At 67.7% G+C, this 19,369-nt stretch carries 20 protein-coding genes; 10 read left to right on the forward strand and 10 right to left on the reverse strand.

Annotated features, from left to right (window positions below; translation table 11 throughout):
- Positions 1-501: 501 nt before the first annotated feature.
- A complete protein-coding gene (locus AB0K12_RS47550) occupies positions 502-1,254 on the forward strand; it encodes a DUF3592 domain-containing protein (protein WP_364575838.1) in 753 nt (250 codons plus the stop codon).
- 395 nt (positions 1,255-1,649) lie between these two features.
- On the opposite strand, the gene AB0K12_RS47555 is transcribed toward AB0K12_RS47550, so the two are convergent.
- Positions 1,650-1,895: a phosphotransferase gene (locus AB0K12_RS47555; RefSeq protein WP_364575941.1), complete on the reverse strand. Its 246-nt coding sequence runs from the start codon at positions 1,893-1,895 to the stop codon at positions 1,650-1,652.
- Between the two features lie 92 nt (positions 1,896-1,987).
- Here AB0K12_RS47555 and AB0K12_RS47560 point away from each other — a divergent pair, with 92 nt between their 5' ends.
- From AB0K12_RS47560 to AB0K12_RS47570, 3 genes are all read left to right on the forward strand, one after another.
- Positions 1,988-2,362 (forward strand): hypothetical protein, encoded by a 375-nt coding sequence (locus AB0K12_RS47560; protein ID WP_364575840.1) that lies wholly within the window; start codon positions 1,988-1,990, stop codon positions 2,360-2,362.
- 1,164 nt (positions 2,363-3,526) lie between these two features.
- Complete coding sequence (locus tag AB0K12_RS47565) at positions 3,527-5,029, forward strand: alpha/beta fold hydrolase (protein ID WP_364575842.1); 1,503 nt, start codon at positions 3,527-3,529, stop codon at positions 5,027-5,029.
- A gap of 164 nt (positions 5,030-5,193) precedes the next feature.
- On the forward strand, positions 5,194-5,700 hold the full coding sequence (locus tag AB0K12_RS47570; RefSeq protein ID WP_364575844.1) for a phospholipase: 507 nt from the start codon (positions 5,194-5,196) through the stop codon (positions 5,698-5,700).
- Positions 5,701-6,293: 593 nt separating this feature from the next.
- On the opposite strand, the gene AB0K12_RS47575 is transcribed toward AB0K12_RS47570, so the two are convergent.
- The gene (locus tag AB0K12_RS47575; protein WP_364575846.1) at positions 6,294-6,437 is read right to left on the reverse strand and encodes a hypothetical protein; all 144 of its coding nucleotides are present in this window, start codon (positions 6,435-6,437) and stop codon (positions 6,294-6,296) included.
- 123 nt (positions 6,438-6,560) lie between these two features.
- Here AB0K12_RS47575 and AB0K12_RS47580 point away from each other — a divergent pair, with 123 nt between their 5' ends.
- Positions 6,561-7,190, forward strand: coding sequence for an alpha/beta hydrolase (locus AB0K12_RS47580; protein WP_364575848.1), 630 nt, complete (start codon positions 6,561-6,563; stop codon positions 7,188-7,190).
- Positions 7,191-7,526: 336 nt separating this feature from the next.
- Here the strand turns inward: AB0K12_RS47580 and AB0K12_RS47585 are convergent, their stop codons facing one another.
- Both AB0K12_RS47585 and AB0K12_RS47590 read right to left on the reverse strand, forming a co-directional pair.
- Positions 7,527-7,880 (reverse strand): DUF4288 domain-containing protein, encoded by a 354-nt coding sequence (locus AB0K12_RS47585; protein ID WP_364575850.1) that lies wholly within the window; start codon positions 7,878-7,880, stop codon positions 7,527-7,529.
- A gap of 341 nt (positions 7,881-8,221) precedes the next feature.
- Positions 8,222-9,391 carry an FAD-dependent monooxygenase gene (locus tag AB0K12_RS47590; RefSeq protein WP_364575852.1) on the reverse strand — a complete coding sequence of 390 codons (1,170 nt, stop codon included), beginning with the start codon at positions 9,389-9,391 and terminating at the stop codon, positions 8,222-8,224.
- 59 nt (positions 9,392-9,450) lie between these two features.
- Between AB0K12_RS47590 and AB0K12_RS47595 the strand changes: the two genes are divergently transcribed.
- Positions 9,451-9,993, forward strand: coding sequence for a TetR/AcrR family transcriptional regulator (locus tag AB0K12_RS47595; protein ID WP_364575854.1), 543 nt, complete (start codon positions 9,451-9,453; stop codon positions 9,991-9,993).
- Positions 9,994-10,966: 973 nt separating this feature from the next.
- Here AB0K12_RS47595 and AB0K12_RS47600 read toward each other — a convergent pair.
- Positions 10,967-12,067: a hypothetical protein gene (locus tag AB0K12_RS47600; protein WP_364575856.1), complete on the reverse strand. Its 1,101-nt coding sequence runs from the start codon at positions 12,065-12,067 to the stop codon at positions 10,967-10,969.
- 402 nt (positions 12,068-12,469) lie between these two features.
- Between AB0K12_RS47600 and AB0K12_RS47605 the strand changes: the two genes are divergently transcribed.
- The gene (locus AB0K12_RS47605; protein WP_364575858.1) at positions 12,470-12,619 is read left to right on the forward strand and encodes a hypothetical protein; all 150 of its coding nucleotides are present in this window, start codon (positions 12,470-12,472) and stop codon (positions 12,617-12,619) included.
- Positions 12,620-12,624: 5 nt separating this feature from the next.
- On the opposite strand, the gene AB0K12_RS47610 is transcribed toward AB0K12_RS47605, so the two are convergent.
- A complete protein-coding gene (locus tag AB0K12_RS47610; RefSeq protein ID WP_364575860.1) occupies positions 12,625-13,857 on the reverse strand; it encodes a LuxR C-terminal-related transcriptional regulator in 1,233 nt (410 codons plus the stop codon).
- A 133-nt stretch (positions 13,858-13,990) separates the two neighbouring features.
- Here AB0K12_RS47610 and AB0K12_RS47615 point away from each other — a divergent pair, with 133 nt between their 5' ends.
- Positions 13,991-14,587: a flavodoxin family protein gene (locus AB0K12_RS47615; RefSeq protein ID WP_364575943.1), complete on the forward strand. Its 597-nt coding sequence runs from the start codon at positions 13,991-13,993 to the stop codon at positions 14,585-14,587.
- A 267-nt stretch (positions 14,588-14,854) separates the two neighbouring features.
- Positions 14,855-15,841, forward strand: coding sequence for a hypothetical protein (locus tag AB0K12_RS47620; RefSeq protein ID WP_364575862.1), 987 nt, complete (start codon positions 14,855-14,857; stop codon positions 15,839-15,841).
- Here the strand turns inward: AB0K12_RS47620 and AB0K12_RS47625 are convergent.
- Positions 15,792-16,421, reverse strand: a complete 630-nt coding sequence (locus tag AB0K12_RS47625; protein WP_364575864.1) for a hypothetical protein — start codon at positions 16,419-16,421, stop codon at positions 15,792-15,794. The genes AB0K12_RS47620 and AB0K12_RS47625 overlap by 50 nt on opposite strands.
- Before the next feature lie 118 nt (positions 16,422-16,539).
- On the opposite strand from AB0K12_RS47625, the gene AB0K12_RS47630 reads away from it, so the two are divergent.
- Positions 16,540-16,746 (forward strand): hypothetical protein, encoded by a 207-nt coding sequence (locus AB0K12_RS47630; protein ID WP_364575866.1) that lies wholly within the window; start codon positions 16,540-16,542, stop codon positions 16,744-16,746.
- A 64-nt stretch (positions 16,747-16,810) separates the two neighbouring features.
- Here AB0K12_RS47630 and AB0K12_RS47635 read toward each other — a convergent pair whose 3' ends face one another.
- Genes AB0K12_RS47635 through AB0K12_RS47645 form a run of 3 tightly spaced genes read right to left on the reverse strand, consistent with a single transcriptional unit; the run spans position 16,811 to position 19,360 of the window.
- Positions 16,811-17,227: a VOC family protein gene (locus tag AB0K12_RS47635; protein WP_364575868.1), complete on the reverse strand. Its 417-nt coding sequence runs from the start codon at positions 17,225-17,227 to the stop codon at positions 16,811-16,813.
- A gap of 56 nt (positions 17,228-17,283) precedes the next feature.
- Positions 17,284-18,099: an FkbM family methyltransferase gene (locus AB0K12_RS47640; protein ID WP_364575870.1), complete on the reverse strand. Its 816-nt coding sequence runs from the start codon at positions 18,097-18,099 to the stop codon at positions 17,284-17,286.
- A gap of 1 nt (position 18,100) precedes the next feature.
- Positions 18,101-19,360 (reverse strand): hypothetical protein, encoded by a 1,260-nt coding sequence (locus AB0K12_RS47645; protein ID WP_364575872.1) that lies wholly within the window; start codon positions 19,358-19,360, stop codon positions 18,101-18,103.
- Positions 19,361-19,369: the final 9 nt, after the last annotated feature.

Raw genomic sequence — 19,369 nt, forward strand, 5'->3', positions numbered from 1 at the left:
AGATCGTAGGTGAGGCACAAGGTCACTCGCAGACCATCACCGATACACCAGCAGTCACGCTGGCGAACGACTTAAAGATCTACCGATGTAGTACCAGTTACGCGAGCGACGTCCAGGTGATGGAGTTTAATGCCGCTGTGGCCAGCAAATACGCACCAGAGAACGCTTAGAGAGCGGTAGAGAGGGATGTAGCATCACCGTGATCAACGCGGGTCAGACTGATACGTGTGGGAGCAAGGGGTGAGCGGCGGGCATAAGGTGTTCCCGGAAGTTCGTGATCGAAACGACTAACACCTGCGTAGTGGAGAGTTGATTGCAGCCATCGTGCTGTTGCGGTCCACCGGCGCCATTGATCCCGTGTTACAGGGTAGTGTGGTATTACGAGAATCGAAGGCAAGGGGGCGGACAACAAGCAGGCCGCCTGCAAGGTAAGTCTGGCCTTCTCATTCCCGTGGAGGACACCGGAAGAGTTCAAGCTGTGGACGCGTCTCGGGAAGAGATATGGTAACCATATTTTCTGTACTCCAGCTGACTGGCGTGGCGCTGCTGCTGTCGGCGCTCGTTAGACTGTGGCGCATCCGGTTATTCCGACGTCGTGGGATCCGCGCCATGGGAACGGTCATTGAGCATGTTCCAGACGCCGGCCCCTGGATCCGGTTCCAGGATCAACAAGGCAATCGGCGACACTTTACCCCCGATGTCAGCTCCCCTTGGAGACGCGCCTTCGGTGCACCGGCGGGCACCCAGGTTGAGATCGTCTACCTGCCAGAAGATCCGACAAAAGCGCGGCTGCTCACCGAAACCGAACCGGTCAACACCGACAAAACACTCGAGGGCCGATCCTGGCGCTATGCCTACTACAAGGTAGCCAAACTGAAAGGCATTACAAAGCGCGAGGAGGACCGGCTTCGCCTGGAGCTCCGCGATCGAGGGATACACGCAGTGGGCACCGTCGTGATAGAAACGCCCCCGATCTTTAGAGAACCTGACAAATATGGATTCCGGCTCGCCGCCTATCCAAGGATCAAGTTCAAGGATCAGCGAGGCGAAACGGTCACGTTCGTTCACGCATTGGCCCACATGGGCGTAAAGCCCAGCTGGCACCCCGCAGTCGGCGAGCAGGTCCCCGTTATCTACCTGCCGGAATCACCCCACAGGGCGTGGATACCAAACACCCGCCGCACGCTCGTGGATCTCGCTCTCCGTTTGTCCTCCGGCCTGTTGCTCCTGCTTTTTATTAGGAGCCTAAAATGAGACCGATTGAGGAGAACGGCGAGCCGGTGGTCGCGATCTAAGATCGTTCAACGACCGGGCCAGCATCATCACCGCTTCGACGAGCGGACGCTCGCGGCGTTTCGTCGCGGGAGCGACCTGCAGGTGTTCAATGGAGAGGCCCCTCCCCGGCCGGAAGCCGTTGAGGCTGTCGTGAAATAGCCTGCAGCTTGGGCGTGCCGTTTCACTTCGCCAGCCAAGATGTGCCCGATGGCGCACTGCTCCGCTGGGGGGATTCACGAGCTTTACATGCTTAGAACGCACGCCACTGCCGGGGCGCATCTGGATTGCGCAGAGAAGACATGCGATTACGAAATTCCCGCGCTATGGCGGCGTCTTCGTTGACGTTCTGCATAAGCCAGGTCGTCATCTTCAGCTCATTGATGTCTCTGAGCACTGAATAACCATCCCAGGCCAGAACATCGAACCCGTACCGCTCGGGCGAACTGATCGTACTCAGCCCGCGTACCCCAGCCCAAGCCGTGCTCCAAGGCGGTGACCGCAAGGTCCGTTTCTGGAGGTCCGAATGCGAAGCGTTCGAAGTCGATGAGAACGATGCTTCCGTCAACGGTCTTGATGAGATTGTCGGAGTGGGCGCCGCCATGAACGGCGCAAGGCTCAATGCCGTTAACTTAGATGATCATGGGGCGGTATGATCTTCGCGTGGCGAGAGCAGGGCAGCGGGTAAAGGCAGGCAGGGAGCCGGGACTGCCGGATGCAGCCCTCGCCCGCGGCGATCAGTAAGGCGCGGGTCCGGCTGGGGTGGGAGCCGCTCGCGGAATTGCTGAGCATGTCGATGGTGCCGGCGCAGAGCGGACCGCAGGAGGCGCCATGGGCCTACTGGCGGGGACTGCGCAAGCTGGCTATCGATGGGTTCACCATGAACGTGCAGGCCAGCCCGGGTAACGACGCCGCGTTCGGGCGGCCGTCCAATGTGAAGGGCGAAAGCGCCTACCCGCAGGTGCGGACGGTCGCCTTGGCGGAGACGGGCAGCCGGGCGCTGCAAGGATTGCAGGTCGGCCCGCTGACTCAGGGCGAGCAAACCATGGCCCGCACGCTATGGGCGTTGCTCAAACCGGTGACCTGGTAGTCGGCGATCGGGGGTTCCTCTCGCATGAGGATCTGGCGGCGGTGGTGGCCACCGGCGCGCACGCCATCTTCCGGGTCAAGGCCGACGTGAACCTGCCCATCCTCGAGGTGTTGCCGACGGCGGCTACCTGTCCCGGATCGCTGACCCCGGCCAGGCCAAGAAACTGCGGCGCAACAAGACCGCTCCCGCCGGCATCCCCGGCATCCCCGGCATCCCGGTACGGGTCATCGAGTACTCCGTCTCGCCCGAAGCCGATAACGGCACCGCTGCGCCTGGCGAGCTGTTCTGCCTGGTCACCACCCTGCTCGACCCGGAGGCGTACCCGATCGAGGAGTTCCCCGACCGCTACGCCGAACGCTGGAAGCTGGAGACCGCGATCGGTGAGGTGGAGACCCGGCTACGCGGTGGCCCAGAGGTGGTGCTGCGCTCCAAGAGCCCGGACATGGTCCGTCAGGAGCCTACGCCCTCCTCTGCCTCTACCAGGCGATCCGGCATCTGATCGCGACCGCCGCGCAGGCCACGGGGATCGACCCGGACCGGATCTCCTTCGCCCGTACCGTCCAGGCCGTCCGCCGCCACGTCTCCGACGAGGCGGCGCTTTCCCCCCTCAGCTCTGTCTGACCTGGTCGACGACGTCATCTACGAGATCACCGACCCACACCACCTGTTACCCGAAACCCGGCGGCAACGCTCATTCCGCCGCGAACAACGCCGAGCGGGACGCCGCTTCCCCAAACAACGCGACCAGGCCAAGAAGCCCCTCCCACGCACGAAGATCACCCTGTGGCGTCTCGACCAGCGACAGCCTGCCGAACCCGAAACCCCCTCGGACGCGGCCATCCACGCCCTCCCCACCACGGACAACAGCGTTCACGAGCTCGACAACGCCGCCTGATCAGCAGAGATGATCAAAGTTAATGGCATTGGGCCCTGGCCGAAGCGCTCACTCTGCTGCCACAAGGCCACCCCGGATGAGAGGGCGAAAGCCTTCACGGAAACGGCCACGAAACAACCTCTGGTGGATAAAGAAGCAAACCGCCGGCGACCGACACCGTGGGAGGCCCTCTTGTCCGGCCAGCTCGTTCTCTCCGAGGAAAGGCTCGATCAGTGAATGGTGCGACAGCGGTCCGCGCGAGTGGTTGCTTGATCTCAGGAGCTTTGCTGATGAGTTCCCTGACGGTCGGCACCCCCGCCGCCGCAGCCGACTCCCGGGCCAGAACTCCTGCCATCGCGTGGGGGAAATGCCCGGAATTCTCCGACGAGAATCTGCGCAAGATGGGTTACAAGGAGGATCAGTTCGCCGCGGTCAGGAAATTGCTCGGCCGTATGGACTGCGGGACGATCGGCGTACCCCAGGACTATGAAGACCGAGGCGGAAAGCAGATCATCGTAGCCCTGACCAGGTTGAAGGCCGCCGACCAGAAGAACCGCCTGGGCAGCTTGGCGCTCAACCCGGGCGGGCCTGGCGGCTCCGGCTACCTGATGCCTCTCAACCTCGTCATGAGGGGCGCGGCGGGACTCGACGAACGTTACGACCTGATCGGGATCGACCCGCGCGGCGTCGGCCGCAGCACCAAGGTCACCTGCCCCGATGGCCCGCGGGGCAAGCCCTCGCCAGGGCCGATCACCGAGGAACAGGCCAAGAAAACCTACGCCGACATGGTCGCGTGGAGCAAGCAGTGCACTCAGCAGGACCTCGCATTCATCGGGCAGCTCACCACCCCGAACGTGGCCCGTGACATCGACCGGATCCGCGCCGCGCTGGGCGATCGGAAAATCAGCTTCTTCGGTGTCTCCTGGGGCACGTGGCTCGGCGCGGTCATGCGCACCATGTTTCCCGGCAATGTCGACCGGATGTGGCTGGACAGCTCCACCCCGCCCGATATCTGGAAGGGTTTCTGGACGACAACCCACACAGACGCCGTCGACCGCAACTTCCAGCGGATGGCCGCATGGATGGCCGAGCGCGACGACACCTACGGGCTGGGCACGTCGAAGCGGCAGGTGGTTGCGGCGGTGGAGGACATGGTCGCCTCGTACGACGCCGAACCGCTGACCTTCACGGACGTCGACCTCACCGTGGACGGGGCGCTCATCGCCCAGGCCGCAGGTCGTCCCAGCACTCAATGGCCCATGATGGCCCAAGTACTCAAAGAACTCACCGGCGCCAAGGGCCCGGTCGCGCCACCGACGGTCAAGAAGGCGTTCGGCGACCCGCCCGCCGGGGACGAAACGCAGACCGACAAGACAGCGGGCCGCGCGTTCCACTGCAACGAGGATTCCAGCCCGAGCACGTTCGCGTCGAACTGGAAGGACTACCAGCAGCGTCTCAAGGACTATCCGGTGACCGGCCGGACGAGCCCCTTCGTGCACATGTGCGCGGGATGGCTGCTGCCGGCGAAGCCGCCGACGGTGCGGCCCGTCAGCGGCTCGCTGGTGTTGTCCGGCCATCGCTACGAGACCCAGACACCGTACGAATGGACGCCTGCCATGCGCGCGGTCATCGGTGGAACCCTGGCGACCGTCAACGACGACGTCCACGGCTCCGCGGCCCAGGTACCCGGTTGCGCCGCGAAGATCATCGACTACTTCGAGACCGGCAAGCACACCACCACCTGCCCAGGAAAACCGGTGCCGGCCTCGGCCCAGACTCCCCAACGCGGTTGACATCGCACCGCCCCGCTTCCGGCAAGAGCTGCGCGAACCGCTCCGGAGCGACGGCACACAGCGATCTCCGGCGGCACCGGCGAACTGCGTCGGCGCCACTACTCCCGGCATCCCGAGACGGCAATGCCGCTCATCGAAATGAATGGAAAGGTGGATTCGACGGCATGTTGAGAGGTTCACTGGCGACCATCGTCGTAACGGTGGTCACCGTCACAGGTGTCGGGACGGCGGCCCCGACGTCCGCCGCCGCATTACAGGCGCCGGACCAGCAGTCGAGCGCGTCACTCAAACTGACGGCGAAGCAGAAGCGGAAGTTCACCGACATGTGGCTCTACGAGATCTCGATGTCGGCATTCCAGAAGCTCCGCGTTGAGCGGCCGTACGCCGGCCAGGGCATCGACTGGAGCAGTGACGCCTGCTCCAAGTCGCCCGACCGGCCCAGCGGGTTCAACTTCAAGCCTTCGTGCCAGCGGCACGACTTCGGCTACCGCAACTACAAGAAGCAGAACCGCTTCACCGAAGACAATCGCCACAGGATCGACAAGAAGTTCAGGCGCGATATGTACGACGTCTGCGACAAGTTCGACGGATGGCAGTCCGCGGCCGGCGTTTTATGCCGGCGTGAAGCAGACGCTTACTACAACATCGTTCGAGCCACCGGGAATCTGTGACGAACAGCGTGAGGTGATCTCAGGGAAATCATTCGGATGACTGGGGGGATTTTCTGACGTCCGCAGTCACGTACCGGAATTTCGGGAGGAGTCGCCGAAGGCCGGAGACAGGCGTGGAGCCTCCGGTAGATGAGTTCCACCACAGGATTCCCATCAGCCGAAAGGCTCCACGTAATTGCTCATCGTGCCATGCTCGACGTCTCCCGCGCGCTGGTTCACCACGTTGCCCGATCGCTGCGGGAGGAACGGCACTCTACCAGCGACCGCTGAGCGCGCAGGATGTCGCTGATCTGCACGCGCCAGCCGACGCCATCATGTCCGAGATGCCGGCCCGCGAACAGACCGGCACAACCGAAAGAACCAAAGGTGAGGAGGGTAAAGGGAAGCAGGAGAACACACCGAAACCGCGGACGACTGCCGGTCCAACGGTCGCCGCGGGCGAGGCTTTCCCGTACAACCGGGTGTCCACGCGTCAGTGCCAGAACCTCCGGAAAGCGAAGTTCCCCAACCAGCCGCTGGGCACGAAAGCCACGTGGTGGAGTACCGAGGAGGGTGCACACCTACTGCACCAGCCGGCACCACCATTGGCAGATCTACTCCGGCAGTAGGAAGACGAAGGTCGGTGCCGTCATCATCTCCGCGACCGCGGTATCGAAGACGTGCTCGCGGTCCGGCCACTGCCCGAGCCCGCCCACCCGCATCCGCCGCGGGAACATCGGGTGGAGTTGCCTGCTCATCCACGGGTCGGGGGCCTCGAGCGGTTTCTGGGGTCCGGTGGTCCCGGCGCTGGCCGGTCACCATCACGTCATCCGGTCGACCTCCCGGGTTGCGGCCAGTCCCCGCCCGCGCCGTCGTATGACGTGCCCGCGCAGGCGGGTCAGGTGGCGGCGCTGCTGGACGGCCTCGGGCTTCGTCACGTCGCCGTGGCCGGGCACTCCAGCGGCGGCTACGTCGCCACCGCGCTGGCCGAGCAACGTCCCGACCTCGTGGGTTCGCTTGCGTTGATCAGTAGTGGCCCGAGTCCGGATGCGCTGCTCCGGCAGCCGTTCATCCTTCGGGTGCTGCTGACCCCGCCGCTGGGCCCGCTCATCTGGCCGAGGCGTTCGGATGCGATGATCCGCAAGGGGATCAGCGCGACGGCCGTTCGCCCCGTGGACCTCCCGGACGACGTGGTCGCCGATGTACGGGCCATCACCTACCGCGTGATGAGGACGGTGCTGCGCCGGAACACCGCCTACATCGCCGAATGCAGCGTGCCCGAGCGGCTCGCCGCCCTCGGCGTCCCCGTGCAGGTGATCTTCGGTGCTGCCGACCCCCGTTGGGAGCCGTCGTCGGCGCACCGATACGACGCGGTGCCGAACGCCCGGGTCGCGCTGCTGCCCGGCGTCGGGCACCTGCCCATGCTGGAAGCGCCCGAGACGATCGGCGAACTGCTGCTGGGCTTCACGGCGGCGGGGCCGAACCGACGACCCGTGATCCCTGATGCCTGAACCGGCCATGTGTTGCCTGCCGAAATGCCATCTGACCAAGCGTGAGTGGACGTCGCAGTCCTACGCCCGTCGGTTCGGCTGCCGGGGTCGGCATGGCTGGATTCCGCCATCATGCCGCGGCCTCGGTGGACATGGCCATGATCGCCTACCCGTCCGTCACCCTGCTCGTCGATCTGGGTCGGCCTCGGGGACAGGGACCACTTGATCGACGCGGAATCGGCCGATGTGGCCCTCGATGCCGCCCTTCTCATGCGCGCCGGTCCGGCCGGGCTGAAACGCCTCCTGCCCGCCGGTGACGGACAACCGATGGACCGCCTTGCCCCGTGCAAGGGACCCTTACAGAGGGTTCTGAGGTTCTTCCGGCAGGTCATCGACCTCGAAGAGGTCCCGGTAGCGGTCCAGGCTGTCGAATGATCGTGACAGCAGCGTGGCTCCTGCTTCAGGCTCGTCGATCTGGAGCAGTTGCAGCGAGGCTATTCCGAGAAACCGCCACGTCACCTCTTCGTCGAAGGTGTTGCCGTACCTGACCTCGTCCTCCCGTCCCAGAGCTATGGCCACGTCCTGGGCGGCGTCCTCCGAATCGGCTCGTACCACCCTCACATCCTCACTGAAACGTGGAGGTGTGTAACCGCCACTTATGTCCGTCCGGTAGATCAGCACCACGCTCCAAAGGAACTGCGTCTCGCCCATCGGCCCTCCCTCTGATCGGAGGTACACCTACGGGGCGCCCGCCGCGGATCGTACGGCCGCAGCCTAGCGACCGGCAGGGCTCGCGCCCGAGCCTTCGCGCGGCTCACCCCGCGGCTTGCGGTGAGCGGGTGCGGGAGCCGATGAGCAGGGAGCCGGCGGCGGATGACCGCCGCGTCTGTGGCGCCGTGCACGCCGAAGGCGGTGACGGGGTCTCTGCCGTGCCGGTCGTCGCAGGTGATGACAGTTTGCGGAGGCGGTCGAGCAGGCGGAGTACGCGAAGCGCTGGATCTCTGGGGGCGACGATGAGGAGGCGGCGGTGTGGCCGTACGGGCGGCGGGGTGTCACCAGGCGGGCAGGTCGATGGCGGTGGCGGCGCGGTGGATGGGCTCGACGACCTTGGCCATGATGCGGTCCTTGCCGGGCAGCAGGCCGGCCAGCCGCAGCAGCAGCATCGACATACGCACCTGGGACCGGCTGGAGAGCACCATGCGCTTGATGTTGGCGGTGCCGAGCGCCTGGTTGGTCTCGGCGAAGGGGCGCATGCGGGCCTCGTAGGCGGGAAAGGCGATCGTGTGGTCGCCGCCGGCCTGCTTGAGCTCGCCGGCCAGCACGTACGCGCCGACCAGCGCCAGGCTGGTGCCCTGGCCGGAGGCGGGAGAGGCGCAGTGGGCGGCGTCGCCGATCAGCGCGACCGGGCCGGTGTGCCAGCGGTCCATGTGCACCTGGCTCATGGAGTCGTAGTAGAAGTCGGGCGCGCCGGCCATGGCCTCCAGCAGGCGCGGCACCTCCCAGCCCGATCCGCGGTAGGCGACGGCGAGGGCGCGTTGCTGCGCGTCGCGGCCGGTGGCCTTGTCCGCGGACTTCCACAGGAACATGGCCTTCATGCCGGTGTCCTGCCGGGTGCTGTAGACCAGCGCGGTGCGGCCGGGGCCGACGTAGGTGAGCTCCTCGCGGTCGAGGCCGAGGTGGTTGGGGACGCTGAAGACCGAGACGTTGTAGCCCATGTCGTGGACGAAGCGCTCCTCGGGGCCGAAGGCCAGCGCGCGGGTGGCGGAGTGCAGTCCGTCGGCGCCGACGATCAGGTCGAAGTGGCGTACGAGGCCGCTGGCGAAGGTCACGCGGGTGCCGTCAATGGCGGCGATCCAGTCGCCGAAGAGGTGTTCGACGCCGTCGGTCGCCTGGTGCAGGAGCCGGGCGAGGTCGCCGCGGTGCAGTTCGGCGTCCTGGTGGACGCGCCCGCCGAAGCTGTCGCCGTCCATGCTCGCGACCTGGCGTCCGGCGCCGTCGACGACGCTTCCCGTGCGTACGTCGGTGCGGAGCGCGCGGATGTCGTCGAGCAGTCCCATCCTCTTGGCGACGTCCAGGGCGGAGCCCCGGATGTCGACCTTGTAGCCACCGTCGCGTACGCCGGTGGCGCGCTCGACGACGGTGGGAGCGAAGCCGTGCCGGCGCAGCCAGTAGGCGAGGGCGGTGCCGGCGATGCCCGCGCCGGAGATGAGGATGTTCGTCATGCCTCGAATGGTACGCATGTCTAAGACAAACGTGCAATACGGATGTGTAACATACGGACATGGGAAACCGAGAGGATCTTCTGGAAGGCGCGAAGCGCTGCCTCTACGACAAGGGCTACTTCCGCACCACCGCACGTGACATCGCCACCGAGGCCGGCGTGAGCCTGGCCGCGATCGGCTACCACTACGGCACCAAGGACGCGCTGCTGAACGAGGCCGTGGTGGTGGCGATGCAGGAGTGGGCCGAAGATCTGCGCCGCGTGCTGGCCGAGCCGGGAGACTTCGCGACGATCTGGGGCAAGGTCATCGACTCCTTCGCCGCGGCCAGACCGCTCTGGGTGATCCAGTTCGAGCTGGTCGCGCACATGGCCCGCACTCCCGAGATGCGCGAGGCGTTCGCGAAGGCGGGAGAGCAGGCCAGGCTGGGGCTGGCGGAGCTGTTCGGCTCCGACTCCGAGAGGGTGGGGGCGGTGGTCCAGACGCTGGTGGCCGGCCTGGCGTCGCAGTGGCTGGTGGACCCGGACGCCGCGCCGTCCTCGGAGGACCTGCTGGAGGGCCTGCGCTTCCTGACCGGGCCCGCGTCCGAGACGCCAGGGGCGTAGCCCACGTTCTCCGGAGCATGGCGGAGCCCGCCGGCATCGCGGCGGGCTCCGGGATGAATCTGAGGCGGGCGGTGCCGCCTGAAGGAGGATCTCATGCAGTGGAAACAGCCGTGCCTTCGGAGTGCCGCTTATTCCGCGAAGGGATCGGAGAATAAGCGGCTTCCAGCGAGCAGAAAGGCGCGTTCTGGCGCGTTCAGCACTTTTCAGGTTCGTCAGCCTGATTACTCAGCCTGAAGATTGAGCCCAGGATCAGCGCTCCGGGTCGCGTTGGCGCAGAGGGGATCGGTGGACCGCAAGGCCCTCACGTCGTAACTACCCGATCCGAACCAGACGTGCCTGTTCCCTGTGAGGACAACGGGATCCGTCAGACCCTCCGGAGGCGGGGGGTTTTGCTCAGTCCCCCAGAGCCAGCCGCGGATTCTTACGCAGTACCCCGGCCCGACCCAGATGCCCGCAGTGCTTGGGTAGCCCGAAAAGCGCCCTCCTGGGATCAGGGCATCGTATCTATCGTCAACTGCGTAATTACCGTCCCTGTACCGGACGGCGCCGATGCCGACCGTGCCGGTATTGCGAATCTCCGTTGCATCGGCGTGCGCCGCGTACGGGGCCAGGATCAGGAGCCCGGCGGTCAGGGCGATCGCGGATGCCCAGGTCGTTTTCTTCATTGTCCCTCTCTCGCGATTTCCCCACTGGTCTACGACTTTTCTTCTGTCGAGCAGCGGCTGTTGCGAGAAAGGTAACGTCGTCGCTCCTGCGGCAGCCAGGGCAATAACCGGACGTTTTGAGGACCTTCCGCCCATTGGGATCGGACGAGGAACAGTCACACAAGGCGGGTGGGCGGTCGCTGCGTGTGCGGCCATCATGGCAAGCACCACCTGGATCGATACCCTGGCCGAAGCACGACGGTCGGGCATTTCAGTACGGCGCATGGAGGCGGCGAAACCGAGCTCTGACTCCACGGCTGCAAGATCCCTTACTGAACCAGCTCGTATATCAGCGAGGTCTTCTCGTGGCCGGGCTGGTTGCCGATGAGATCGTGGCGCTCGATGTGGACCCAGAGCCGAGCCGTGCCCGGCGCCGGAGCGATGCCGATGATGCGATCGGCCGGGCTGCCCCCGGGCAGGGTTGATCTGGTCCATCTGCCGTTGCGAAGGTTGAGCACATAGGGGGCGCCGGAGGCAGGGTTGGCGGCGATCCACAGACCACTCGCCGGGTCGGTGCGCACCGCGGTCAAAGCTGTCTGCACCACGTTCAGACTCACCTGCTTCCATTGGGTGCGGTCCCAGCGCAGCACGACCGGGCTGCCACCGTCCGCCCAGGCGGGGCCGACCGCCCACGCACGGCCATCTGGCTGTGCGGCCAGGCTCATCTGCCCGAGGTAACGCCGCCCGCGACACAGCGACCGAGCCGACCCCGCTTCGCACGGGTGATCGACTTTCCTCCAATCTGTGCCGTTCCAGTGCAGCGTGATGGCCACCTCGTTGCTCATCTGCTGGTCGGTCACCACCCAGACATCGTCAGGGCGAGCCGCGGCGACCCCGGCCAGGGAACGCGCCGGGGGCGTGTCGTCCCGCCATGTCTTCCCCCTGCGATGCAGAACCTTCGAGGAGTCGCCGTCGGGATCCATGCCGGTGACGAGCCACGCGTTGTCTTGGGAGTCCACGGCCATGCCGACGACCTGGTTCCACTCCGCGCTTCGGGAAAGGTGTCGCGTCCAGCGCCCCTCAGACCATCGCCAAAGATGCTCTGTCACGCTGTCAAACGCGCCGTAGACAGCCGCAACCGCCCAGATCGTCTTCCCAGATGCGGAACCGGCCACATCAAGGCGCCCGGCCTTGCCGAACTGTTCGGGCAGCCCGGCACGCTTCCAGGAGCCCCCGTCCCAGCGCAGCATCGACCAGCCACGCCGTCGGCCCTCCGCGGCGAACAGCAATGCCCCGCCGTCCGCCGTCGCTACCATCTGCACCCCGCCTTGGGCGGTATATCTCACCGCCCAGCGCGACGCCGACTCGACGGCGTCGTCGACCGTCCGCCCAGAACCGCTCAGGGCCGTGTCAGCGGCCAGCACATACATACCGGCAAGGATCAGGACAGCGAGCGCACTCGGAGCCTTTCGCATCCGGCTAAGGATCACACAACGTGCGCAACACGGCGAGCAGGCATGACGCCGGCAGCGGGACGAGCCGTAGCGGCGTTCCCAGCGGCGTTCCCAGCGGCGTCCCCGGCGGCGTCCCCGGCGGCGCCCTCACCTGCCCCGAGCCCGTGCGTGTCCCGTCAGAGGAGAACGCCTGGCCCTCCTGCTGAGATGCTGGGCAGGCAGGCCGGTATGACTCGCCAGGGATGTATCGCCGCCCTTCCTGTGGGGTGAATCCCTTAGGTTCAAGGGGTCGTCGCAACACTGCTGGTCAGCGACCAGTTGAGATGATCGCTGAATCCCTCTGCCCGGTGTTCTCCATCCAAGGGTCTTCGCAACATCGTGACCATCACCGAGGCGGGCCGCAAGCAGGTCACCGGCCTGGACCGGCTGCTCGGCGCCGCCCAGGAGGAGTTCCTCGCCCCGCTGCCCACGGCCGGCCGGCGGCACCTGATCGACCTGCTCACGCGCCTCATCGATCATCACAGCTGAAGGAGTCAGGCCCCGCGCGCGCCTGTCAGGCCGTGGGCCAGCGCGGCGGCCTCCCCTCGCGAGCTCACGCCGAGCTTGCCGAGGATGTTGGCGACGTGGAACTTGACCGTGTTCTCACTGATGTTCAGCCGGGCGGCGATCGCGCGGTTGCGGTGGCCGAGCGCCAGGTGTTCGAGGACGTCGCGCTCGCGGGGATTGAGCGCGCCCAGCGGGCCATGGGGGCGGGGGCGTACCGGGCCGAACGGCAGGTCGGCGGTGATGGTCGTGCCCCAGCCCTGGACCGCGTCCACGCCGAGCGTTCCGCCCAGCGCCGCCACCCGGTCACGCAGCCGGTGCACCGGCAGGGCGTCGGCCGCGAGCGAACCGGCTCCGTCGTCGCGCACGCTCACCCGCAGCAGCGAGTCCTCCACCTCCCAGGCGAGCCTGACCCTGCTCAGCCCGCCCTGCTGGAGCATCGCCAGCACCGCGCCCCGCACCACAGCCCTGGCCGCCCTGGCCACCTCGTGGGGCAGCGGCCTGTCGCGCCGGTCCGGGCCGGCCAGTTCGAGGGTGAGATCGTGGTAGCGGGTGAGCAGGGAGAGCTTCTCCGCGAGCGCGTCGAACGCCTGGCCCACCTCCTCCTGTCCCAGGTCACGCTCGCCGCCCGCCCTGGTCTCGAGCAGCGCGGGCACGGCCAGTTCGATCGCCACGCGCCGGGCGGCGGCGTCGTCGAGCCGCCGTGATCGCAGGACGCCGAGCAGCGAGGTCAGCGTGGTGGCGTAGGCGTCGGCGAGGTCCTCCACGGCCGTGACGGGCGGATCCGCCAGGGCGTGCGGCTCGGTGCGCGCCACCCGGTGGGCCAGTTGCACGACCGTCAGCTCGGCGAGCCCGGCGATGATCTGCCGGGTCTCTGGGGCGGGCGGCCGGGTCGTCGCGACGGCGAGGATGCCGCCCGGACTCCTCTGCGGCTTGACGGCCACGGCCAGCACCTGCCGTTCGGCCCCCGCCAGCGTGAACGGGCCGAACCAGGGACGGTCGACGGCCACCAGCGGGAGCAGCCGGTTCACCTCGTCGGCGCTCACCTCCATCCCGTGGGTGAGCAGTGGGGACATCAGCAGGCAGTCCCCGGTGAACAGCACCAGCCCGTCATGGGGCACCAGATCGGACAGCACGGCCGACAACGCCGGCAGGACGCCGTCGAGCGGCGCGTGCATCACCCTCAGCGCCGCCGTCAGGGCGGCCGACCACGACTCAGCCATGGCCTCGATGGTAGTGAGCCCCCTCACCCGCTCCGCCCGCTCGTCCGGGTGGGCGGGCCCACCCGGACGGGTGGTCCGCGGACGGGGCGTGGCGGCCACGCTGGAGGCGTACCTCCTGAAGAAGGGAATCGTGATGAGGGACGAATCGACGCTGGTGGTGGCCTACCACAGCGGGTACGGGCACACGGCGCGGATGGCCGAGTCGGTCCGCACCGGAGCGGCGTCCGTGGACGGCGTCAAGGTGGAGCTGGTCTCGGTGGACGGCATCACCGAGCAGGAGTGGTCGCTGCTGGACGCGGCCGACGCCATCGTGTTCGGGTCGCCGACGTACATGGGATCGGCCAGCCCCGAGTTCCACACCTTCGCCAGGGACTCGGTCGAGCGCTGGACGGAGCAGGCCTGGACGGGCAAGCTGGCCGCCGGGTTCACGAACTCGGGGTCCAAGAGCGGCGACAAGCTGCACACGCTGCAGTACATGGCGCTGCTGGCGGCCCAGCACGGCATGCTCTGGGTCAGCCTCGGGCTGCTGTCCGGCTGGAACTCCAGCACCTCCGGCCAGAACGCGCTCAACCGGCTGGGCGTCTGGCTGGGGGCGGCCGCCGCCTCGAACATCGACGAGGGCCCCGACCTGATGCACGACTCCGACCTGCGCACGGCCGAGCACCTGGGCCGCCGGGTCGCCGAGCAGGCCCGCCGCCTCCATCAGGCCACGACGCGCCCCGTGGGGTAGCAAGCCCGGCAAACGCAGCCGACGCATCGCGCGTACTCGCCACCATCGCTGACCCGCGCGATCGTGAACTGACCGCCGAACAGCCTCGGTGTCAGCGCGGAACCGTCTCTCAAGTTCGGCAGTCATGATCAAAAGAGACGGCCTCTCAACGGCCCTGCCACGGGCCGTCCCCATATCAATTCGAGGTCCCCTTGATGGGCGGCTGGGAGGCTGCGCTCGATCCGGCAGCTCGTCCTGAAAGCCGGGGATCGACCCGCGAGGAGTTCCATGCGTAAGCACGTGCGCACCATCCTGGCGAGCGCGTTGGCCGCGGCCGGGCTCATGGTGCCGGCGAGTCCCGCGTCCGCCGCCACGGCCTGCACCTACCTGGGCAACCTCCCGGACCAGAACGGCGACAACTACGCCTCGATCGCGGGCGCGAGCGCCAGCGGCGAGTACGCGGTAGGCGCCAGCGAGGACAACGGCCGCTTCTTATGGCGCAACGGCCAGACCGTGGCGAAGTGGCCCACCATGGACGGCAAAAAGCGCGACACCCCGCAGGACGTCAACAGCAACGGCACGGTGATCGGCAGCCTCACCCCGTGGGGAGGGCCGTCGGAGCCGTACGTCTGGCGGCCCGGCTCGGGGTCCAAGGTGAAGCTGGCCGAGGTGTCCGGCTCCACCTACACCGAAGAGGTCGCGATCAACGACAAGGGGGACGTCGTCGGCCTGGCCAGCGTCGGCTCCGGGAACTCGGTGGTGGTGTGGCCGGCGTCCAACTACTCGACGTACCGCGTCGTCGGGCAGGGCCGCCCGGTGAGCATCGACAAGGACGGCCGCATCCTGCTCACGTCCAAGAAAATGTTGTACCCGGACGGCACCCTGCACGACCTGCAGACGCCGGCCGGAGTGAGCAGCTTCTCCATCACGGAGAGCGACAACAGCGGCCGGCCGGTGGGCTACGGCACGGCCACGTCGGGCGGCGAGGTCGCCATCGTGTGGAACAGCGACGGCTCGGTGCTGCACACCCGCGCGGGCGCCCGCCCGGTGGCGGCGAACACCGCCGGCGACACCGTCGGCCTGGTCGAGCGCACGACCACGACCGGGTACGACGCGGGGTTCTGGGGAGCCTCCGGGGCGCCGGTCATCTTCCCGTATCCGGACCCGCTCGCCTGGCCGGGCGACATCTACCTGGGCGACAACGACATCGTCCACGCACTGTGGGTCACGGACGACTACCGGAACACGTACTGGGCTCGGTGGAGCTGCAGCTGACCCCGGACGCCCGGACGTCGGTGACGCGAAGGCCGCTTCCCACGCTCTGGAAGCGGCCTTCGGCCTTGTCCGCGAAAGCGCGGAACCGGAGCGTGTCATGAGCTACGCCCGCCTCGCCGCCACTGACCGCCCCGCCCACTGGCTCGACCTGCGTGCCGGCGGATGGGACGGCCTGGCGAAAGCGCGGGTCATCAGCGGCATCTACGCCCCTTCCAGAGACGCGGCCGAACACCTCGCCGTCGATTCCCTGCCCGCCGCGGTGCGCGCCCGCCTGCACGCCGCTACCGACGACACCGTGCTCCTCCGCCGATCCCAGCTGATCCTCGTCGAAACGGGCGGTGATCTCGGCCTCAACAAAGTCGTGGAGGCGCGACTGGGCGGCGGCATGCGCGTGCGTGCGTCCTTCCCGTTGCGGGCTCGCAGCGGGAAGGACGCACAACGCCAGGCCGGGCGGATGGGTGAAGGTGGTGCGGGTGGCGGCGCCGGTGTTGTGCTGGTGGAAGCTCATCGTGATGCGGCCGGTCCAGCCTGTCGGGGCGAGGTCAGGCAGGTTGACGGTGAAGTTCGAGAAGTCGCTCAACGGGGACGACCTGGTCGGCTTTGCGTTTCGTGCCCCAGGGCACACACACTCCGCAGGCAGGCGATTTCATCGAGACCGTCACCTTGAGCGGGCGACGCCAGTACAGCCTCGTCTACTGATGGACCTGTGGGCGCGGCGGCTGGCCGAGCTCGGCATCGAGCATTCGGGCATCCTGCCCTCGCAGCACGAGTCGGGGGCGCAGATCTGGCTGCGCGATCCGGACAACATCTGGCTGGAGTTCTACTGGCTCAACCGGGACTTCTTCGTCGGCAAGCTGCGCGAGCGCTGGCGCGCCGGGCGCCGCACGCCGGCCACGCCCGCCTGAGCCGCCCGCGCCGTGCCCGTTCACCGGCCCGCCTGAGCCGCGCGGCGCGGCGGTCGGGTGCGTGTCACGCCTGGGTGAACAGCCAGCGGTGGCCTTCGGTGTCTTCCACCCGGTAGACCTTGCCGTAGCCGGAGGTCTCCGGCTCGGACAGGATGCGGGCGCCGGCGTCGCGGGCCCGCCGGTAGTGGGCGTCGACGTCGTCCACGTGGACGAGCACGCCGTCGATCACGTACGGGACGGAGAGCCAGCGGCGAGCCGCCTCACACTCCTCGGCGTGCCGCCGGGGCCCGTGGTAGTCGGGCGTGGCCTCGGCCATCATGATCCGGCCGCCGCCCGCCGTGCGCATCTCCAGATGCCCGACCTTGCCGTCGGGCATGGCGACGCGGTTGACCTCCTCGAACCCGAACGCCTTGGCCAGCCACTCCGCGGCCGCCGCCGCGTCCTGGTAGGTGAGGTAGGGGATGACCTGCTGGTCTGTCATGTCGGGCTCCGTAGTGTCGGGCGCTGTCGTATCCGGCTTCGTCGTACTGACTTCTGCTATGTCGGGCTCTGTCCGCTTCGATGTCCCCAGACCAGGGCGGTGATGGTCCTGGCCGGGTCGGCGTCCGCGACCCAGACCTCGAAGCCCTGCTCCTCGATCAGGCGTGTCACGGCGGACACGCCGCAGCCGTGATGGCTGACCTCCACCACCACGGTATCTATGCGCGGCCACCACGTCCGGCAAACACCACGCAGCACCGCCTCCTCCTCTCCTTCCACATCGATCTTGAGGAGATCGACGTGATCGACCGCGTGCTCGTCCAGGACGGCTGAGAGCGTGGTGAGGCGTACGGGATAGTCGACGCGCTCGTCCATGAGGGCGGCGGCGCGCCGGGCGGTGCGTGGCGGCAGCGCGGCGATCTCGGCGTCCTTATCGGCGGGCCGCAGGGTGGAGTTGCCGGGAGCGGCGGGGAAGTACGTCAGGCGCGCCTCGTCCCCGGTGGTGGAGCCGGCGTCGCTCAGCGCGGCGGGGACCACCTCGATCCGGGACAGGTCGTGCGCGGCGAGGTTGCGGCGCAGGAGGTCGAGCAGCGGGGGTGCGGGTTCGACGGCCAGCACTCTGCGGGCCTGCCAGCGGGTGACGGCGTACAGGCTGAACAGGCCGATGTTCGCGCCGGCGTCGACGACCACGCCGCCCGGAGGCGGCGGGCCGCAGGGCGGGGCGTAGCACTCCTTGCCGAAGATCTCGGCCTGGATGTAGTCGGCCTCCGCCGAATCCCCGCAGTGCCAGGAGAGGCCTTCGACGTGGAGGGCGTCCGCCCCATGCTGCGGGTCCTGGCCGGGTCTGCACGCTTCGGGGCCGCCCGGCGTCACGTCACAGCGCGGCGGTGGCGTGCTGGAGGCGGTAGGTGAAGTAGCCGTCCCAGGGCGGTACGGTGCCCGCGGAGCCGGGCTCGGTGGCGAAGTACACATCGGCCCCCGAGTAGTCCAGCGGGCGCTGGAAGGCCAGGCCGCCGTAGACGTCGCGGACCAGGCCGGAGTTGTGGTTCCAGTGGTGGCCCGACTGGCCGGCGGTGATCTGGCCGACGACCGTCCAAGTGCCCCCGCCCTCCCAGACGCTCGATCCCGAGATCCGGTCGATTTCCACGTTCGCCTGGATCTCGTTGCCGTCGAGCGGCCCGGTGTCGCGGGAGACGACGAACGAGGCCCGGCTGGGATCGTAGGCCCACGACGCGTTGTGCAGGAAGCGTCCGGAGTTCGGAAGGAACGGCTCCGGCGTCAGCCCGGCGGTGGTGACGAAGCGCCTTTCGCCGAGCACCGGCGCGCCGGCGTCGCTGAGGTCGAGCGTGCGTACGGCGGTGCCACGGTCGGCGACGTCGCAGGACGGGTCCGGTGCGTCCAGGGCCGCGCAGTCCAGGCCGCTGTAGAACAGCAGCAGGTTCCCCTGCTGGTCGACGCTGGTCACGCTGGGCTGGCCCACGCCGTAGCCGGCGGCGTTGTAGTCGGGTTCGTCGATGTCGACGACGGGCTCCGCGACGATGGTCCACGGTCCGAGCGGGGAGGTGGCGAGGGCGACGCCGACGACGTTGAACCGGCCGTCGGCGCCGTGGTCGTCGTTGTCCGCGCCGGTGAAGAACATCGCCCAGGTGTAGGTCTTCGTACCGGCGCCGGGCGTCGCGTAGGTGAACCGTCCCTTGATCACGTCGGGGTCGCAGATGTGGTACGCCGCCCAGCGCGGTGTGGCCGGATGGTGCTGGGCGTCCCCTGGCTCGAGGCGGGGCCGCAGCGCCACCTGGGTGGAGCCCCAGCTGTACGACCCGTCCTGCCGGCGGGTGCCGACGTTGAACAGGACGTGGTCGTGGGTGGCGGCGAGCGCGTTGCCGCCGCTCCTGTCGTACTCGACGGTGTTGGCGCAGTAGTAGATGATCCGCTGGGTGTCGGACGTCTGCACGACGGACGGCGCGTACTGGTAGAAGCCCGCACTCTGATAGCGGCCCGAGCCCGGATATGTCCCTCCGGGTAAGGGAACGCCCGACGAGCTGACGGCGGGAGCCCAGGCGTACGCGGGAAGCAGCGTGAGGCAGGACGCGACGAGGGTGAGGGCGGCGACGATCGACGCGCGGCGGATGAACATGGCGGGAGT

The sequence above is a fragment of the Nonomuraea sp. NPDC049419 genome (assembly GCF_040676995.1).
GTDB lineage: Bacteria > Actinomycetota > Actinomycetes > Streptosporangiales > Streptosporangiaceae > Nonomuraea > Nonomuraea salmonea.

Coding starts and splice junctions, on each gene's coding strand:
- AB0K12_RS47550 (WP_364575838.1), top strand. CDS start 502: ATGGTAACCATATTTTCTGTACTCCAGCTGACTGGCGTGGCGCTGCTG.
- AB0K12_RS47560 (WP_364575840.1), top strand. CDS start 1,988: ATGCAGCCCTCGCCCGCGGCGATCAGTAAGGCGCGGGTCCGGCTGGGG.
- AB0K12_RS47565 (WP_364575842.1), top strand. CDS start 3,527: ATGAGTTCCCTGACGGTCGGCACCCCCGCCGCCGCAGCCGACTCCCGG.
- AB0K12_RS47570 (WP_364575844.1), top strand. CDS start 5,194: ATGTTGAGAGGTTCACTGGCGACCATCGTCGTAACGGTGGTCACCGTC.
- AB0K12_RS47575 (WP_364575846.1), bottom strand. CDS start 6,437: ATGAGCAGGCAACTCCACCCGATGTTCCCGCGGCGGATGCGGGTGGGC.
- AB0K12_RS47585 (WP_364575850.1), bottom strand. CDS start 7,880: ATGGGCGAGACGCAGTTCCTTTGGAGCGTGGTGCTGATCTACCGGACG.
- AB0K12_RS47590 (WP_364575852.1), bottom strand. CDS start 9,391: ATGACGAACATCCTCATCTCCGGCGCGGGCATCGCCGGCACCGCCCTC.
- AB0K12_RS47595 (WP_364575854.1), top strand. CDS start 9,451: ATGGGAAACCGAGAGGATCTTCTGGAAGGCGCGAAGCGCTGCCTCTAC.
- AB0K12_RS47600 (WP_364575856.1), bottom strand. CDS start 12,067: ATGTATGTGCTGGCCGCTGACACGGCCCTGAGCGGTTCTGGGCGGACG.
- AB0K12_RS47610 (WP_364575860.1), bottom strand. CDS start 13,857: ATGGCTGAGTCGTGGTCGGCCGCCCTGACGGCGGCGCTGAGGGTGATG.
- AB0K12_RS47615 (WP_364575943.1), top strand. CDS start 13,991: ATGAGGGACGAATCGACGCTGGTGGTGGCCTACCACAGCGGGTACGGG.
- AB0K12_RS47620 (WP_364575862.1), top strand. CDS start 14,855: ATGCGTAAGCACGTGCGCACCATCCTGGCGAGCGCGTTGGCCGCGGCC.
- AB0K12_RS47630 (WP_364575866.1), top strand. CDS start 16,540: ATGGACCTGTGGGCGCGGCGGCTGGCCGAGCTCGGCATCGAGCATTCG.
- AB0K12_RS47635 (WP_364575868.1), bottom strand. CDS start 17,227: ATGACAGACCAGCAGGTCATCCCCTACCTCACCTACCAGGACGCGGCG.
- AB0K12_RS47645 (WP_364575872.1), bottom strand. CDS start 19,360: ATGTTCATCCGCCGCGCGTCGATCGTCGCCGCCCTCACCCTCGTCGCG.